Here is a 3,619-nt window from a genome sequence, read left to right on the forward strand (position 1 = left end):
AATAGGACTTACTCATCTAGACACCGGACGCCAGCCTGACGCCCCTCCTGGGCCGTTTGACCCCCACTACGAGACCAGAATAAACACGCCAGCCGCAACGGCTTGGGGACTACAAAGGGTCACCCGAGCATGCACCAGACCCAAGTGCCTCTATGGCCAGGGCGGAGTGGCGGACGGAGATGGGGCAGTGCTGGTGACACTCGGCGATGGGGCATTTGCTGCTGGCTGGGTGGTGTCGTTGCTGCAAGCCGATACAGCCAATGCAAGGGCAGCGGCCAGGATGGCAGCGGAAGAAACTCTGTGGGCGCTCATGCCTCGTATGCTAGGCGGCTCCCACTGACCTGTCTTGTCACAGCATTCGCGCCCACCGACAGAAATAGATACGCCGAATCAACGAGAAGGGCAAGAGCCGATGAGATGCAGCAGCCCCATCCTCGCTGTACAAGGCTGTGCCCATTGCCCGCTCACCAATGGTGGGACGAAGAACTCAAGGTGAGGGTGGGCTTTGGGTGCAGACGGTCAGGTGGGTCCCGTCGTCCACCTGGGTGCGGAAAAGCCCGAAGGGTTGAGCTTTTGCCGTGCCATGTGGGCGAGGGGCAGGAAACCTCGGGCCCAGGAAAAATAACGAGAGTAGGAGTTCAGTATCAGCAAGTAACTGATAAATCATGCCTTGGTCACAGGCTGGGCATACTGAGCGGGTAACGTTTTCTTGTGGCTACTCGAAGAATTATTACTTTGCAGGATGACCTTGACGGTACGGAGGCAGGGAGCGACTTTATAACGAGGGGGAGCCGTTTCCCGGCGGCAGCATGAACCTATCGCCCGGACGAACCCTCGCTCCCTAACATTGCTGGCATTGCTGGCATTGACAGTAAGTGGCGATTCGCGATCAAACGCCCGCTTTCTCCGTTTAACCCACCCTAGGAACCGCATTGACTCAAACCAGTACAACCAAGGCCGAGCTAAAGTACCCGGTCTGGTGGGGCAGCCAACGAGACCTTGTACGGCTGGTCGCTTTAGTGAGGACTTTGCAAGAAAGCGCATCGGCCGATGCGCGAACTGCGTTGGCCCAGAGTCGGGAGAAGGCCCGCCGAGCCAACGATGAGCGGCTGGTCTCACTGGCTCAGACCATTGCCATGAGCATTGCAAAGAACGGGGGAGACCCCGGTCCCTTTGCGGAACCTCATCGCCTTGTAGAAGAAGTCAAGGTGCTTCGGATGCTGGGGGAAAACGTCGACTACTCCAAGACCCGGGAGGTAGAGGCCTTGGAGCTAAAAATGATCGTCACTCACAAGTCCTGGAACGAGAAGCGGACTGGGATTCCTGAGGTTCTGGCAGAAGAAATCGACGCAGACGAAGTTGTGAGCGTTGAAATCACATTCGGACATCAATACAGTGCAGACACATTTCTTCGACTGGAACTTGGGAAGAGCGGAAGCAGAGCAGAACTTGGGGGCGACGTTGCTTGGGTATCGTCTGCCGCAGGTCAACTAGACCTCGAATTACGGAAGCAGAGCAGCCGGCTAGGAAAGCTCTATGACGGATGGGCACACGCGATTATTGGTATAGTCCCGGCCGTGGCCGTGGCACTAGTGTTCCTTCCATCTCTAAAGGAACAGTCAGACTTGCCGTGGCTAATAGCTGCGCTCTTCTTGCTCTTCACCTTCAGTGCAGGAATGGCTATCCACAAATTTGTGCCACGTTTTGAACTGGTCCGGGACACTAAACCACGTGTCAAAGTCTGGATAGGAACGGCGATGGGGGTGCTTGGAGCTTTGGTCATCGGAGTGGCGACGAACGCCGTTTCGAAGTTGATTGGCCTCTAGGTAGAGGCCCGTGGCGCCGGGCCTGGGTTTCGGCCGGTGCATCCTCTTGGACGGGGAGAACGGGGACAGCCTTCCTGGGGTGTGTGAAAAGCCCGTTATACGTTAGCGACGAGCTCTGTGTGCTTGACGAAAGGGCCTTCTGGATCCCAAGAATGTGGTGCTCGGGCGCCGGCGGGGCAAAGGGTAAGGATGCCGCCATTCGGCCACCGTATGGTCTTGGACTTTCGTGAAGAGGACGGCGCCGGCCCCTAACAGTAGGAAGCCTGCCACAAAGAGCAGGATTGGCCACTGGAGTGGCGCTGAAGCCGCTTGCGAACTCGAGCCAACAAGGCCGCCGACAGCCGCGGGAAGCGCCGTTCAGCGGTACACGGACCCGTTCGGGTTGGCACGTGGCGCCAACCTCACCGGCACCGGCAATAACACGTACACCGCAGCCGGTGCAGGAACAGCAGGAGTCGGCTCAAACGCTGCCAACGGTTCAAGGTTCGGCGCCGCAAACGGCTTCATCAGCGGCCTGAACGACGCCATCAGTTCACTCACCCACCTCGGCGCACGTGACATGGACCCCGTGACCGGTGCGTTCACCACTCCCGATCCGGTGCTCGCCACGGACAGGGTCGAGGGTTTTTCACCGTACTCATACTCATGGGGTGACCCGATCAACCGCTCCGATCCTTCCGGCCTGTTCTGGGGAGAAATCGGCAACTTCTTCAAAGACCACGGCTCTCAAATCGTCGGAGCCGTGACCGGCGCAGTGGTCGGAGCAGCAATAGCTATCGGTACAGCTGCACTGGTGACAGGCTGTGTCGCAAGCGTGGTGTGCGCTATCGGTGTTGGCGTGGGCCTTGCAGTTGCGGGTGCCGTGGCCGGAGCTATTGCTACTACTGGTGCTACCGCCATGGCAGACGTTGCCCAAGGCAAACCGGCCCCATCAGCCCAGCAGTACTACAGCAACATGGGCCAAAACATCAAATACAGCGTTGCCGGCTTGCCGTTAGGCTTCGCAGGCGGCGCGGTACTGGGCAAGGTGGCACGTTACGTTGGCTCCTTCATCAGGGGATTTACTGGCAATGGCGGAGCCGCAGCCGCAGCCGCCAGCGCAGCCTCAGCCAGAGTTGCCTCTCAAAACCTGGCCAAGCAGTCCCAACAAGCAGCCAAGCAAGCAACCCAAAACCTTGGTAATCGAGCAATGGCTCAGCAGGCCTCGATTGGACCCCTCACTAGTAGCGTAGCGAGCACTACAGCGCGGCTGGAGACACACACGCAGAAAGCAGTTGCAGACTATGCCAGCGGTACAATCAGGATGTCTTATGGCCAAGCAGTAAGAGCGGCCATAAATCCAAAGATGGGACCGATATTCCGTGGACAGGTTATCGATAAGGCCGTGAGCGTTCTATCTCGACATCAGCCAATGGGCACTCGAAGATGCCTACTGGGCGCAATGGGTCGCCCCAAGCCCCATCACTTTCGCCGAAACCCGCGGTTATGTGAAGCACCGGCGCGCCACCATCGCAACGATGCAACAGCGCACCCGAGAACTGGCACCCGTGTTGCCCCGCCTGGTGGAAGCTGCAGAACAGGCCCTCCACGGAGCAGAGGCAACCCTGACGAATGCCACTGCAGCCGGCGCCGGCCGCACCATCGACATGGGCGGCGAGGCTTGGGAAATTTTCCAGAGCAGTCAATATGCGCATATTCGGATTCGGCGCAACGGAAAGGAACGGGACTTGTCCTTGGAAGAGGACAACGCCTTCTGGACCTGGGCGCTAGCCCCAATACCGTTTACTTAGCGG

2 protein-coding genes and 1 pseudogene are annotated in these 3,619 nt (G+C 58.6%); all 3 read left to right on the forward strand.

What is annotated here, in order from left to right:
- Positions 1–1,136 precede the first annotated feature (1,136 nt).
- Positions 1,137–1,826, forward strand: a complete 690-nt coding sequence (locus ACLRGI_RS23125) for a hypothetical protein (protein WP_419203777.1) — start codon at positions 1,137–1,139, stop codon at positions 1,824–1,826.
- A gap of 226 nt (positions 1,827–2,052) precedes the next feature.
- A pseudogene (locus ACLRGI_RS23130) lies at positions 2,053–2,499 on the forward strand (RHS repeat-associated core domain-containing protein); the annotation flags it as partial.
- Between the two features lie 844 nt (positions 2,500–3,343).
- Positions 3,344–3,616: a hypothetical protein gene (locus tag ACLRGI_RS23135; protein ID WP_419203778.1), complete on the forward strand. Its 273-nt coding sequence runs from the start codon at positions 3,344–3,346 to the stop codon at positions 3,614–3,616.
- Positions 3,617–3,619 lie beyond the last annotated feature (3 nt).

The sequence above is a fragment of the Paenarthrobacter sp. PPS72 genome, from assembly GCF_048537125.1.
Lineage (GTDB): Bacteria > Actinomycetota > Actinomycetes > Actinomycetales > Micrococcaceae > Arthrobacter > Arthrobacter nitroguajacolicus_E.

What these genes read in the sequence shown, in the direction of transcription:
- ACLRGI_RS23125 (WP_419203777.1), top strand. Translation starts at nt 1,137, where the DNA reads ATGAGCATTGCAAAGAACGGGGGAGACCCCGGTCCCTTTGCGGAACCT.
- ACLRGI_RS23135 (WP_419203778.1), top strand. Translation starts at nt 3,344, where the DNA reads ATGCAACAGCGCACCCGAGAACTGGCACCCGTGTTGCCCCGCCTGGTG.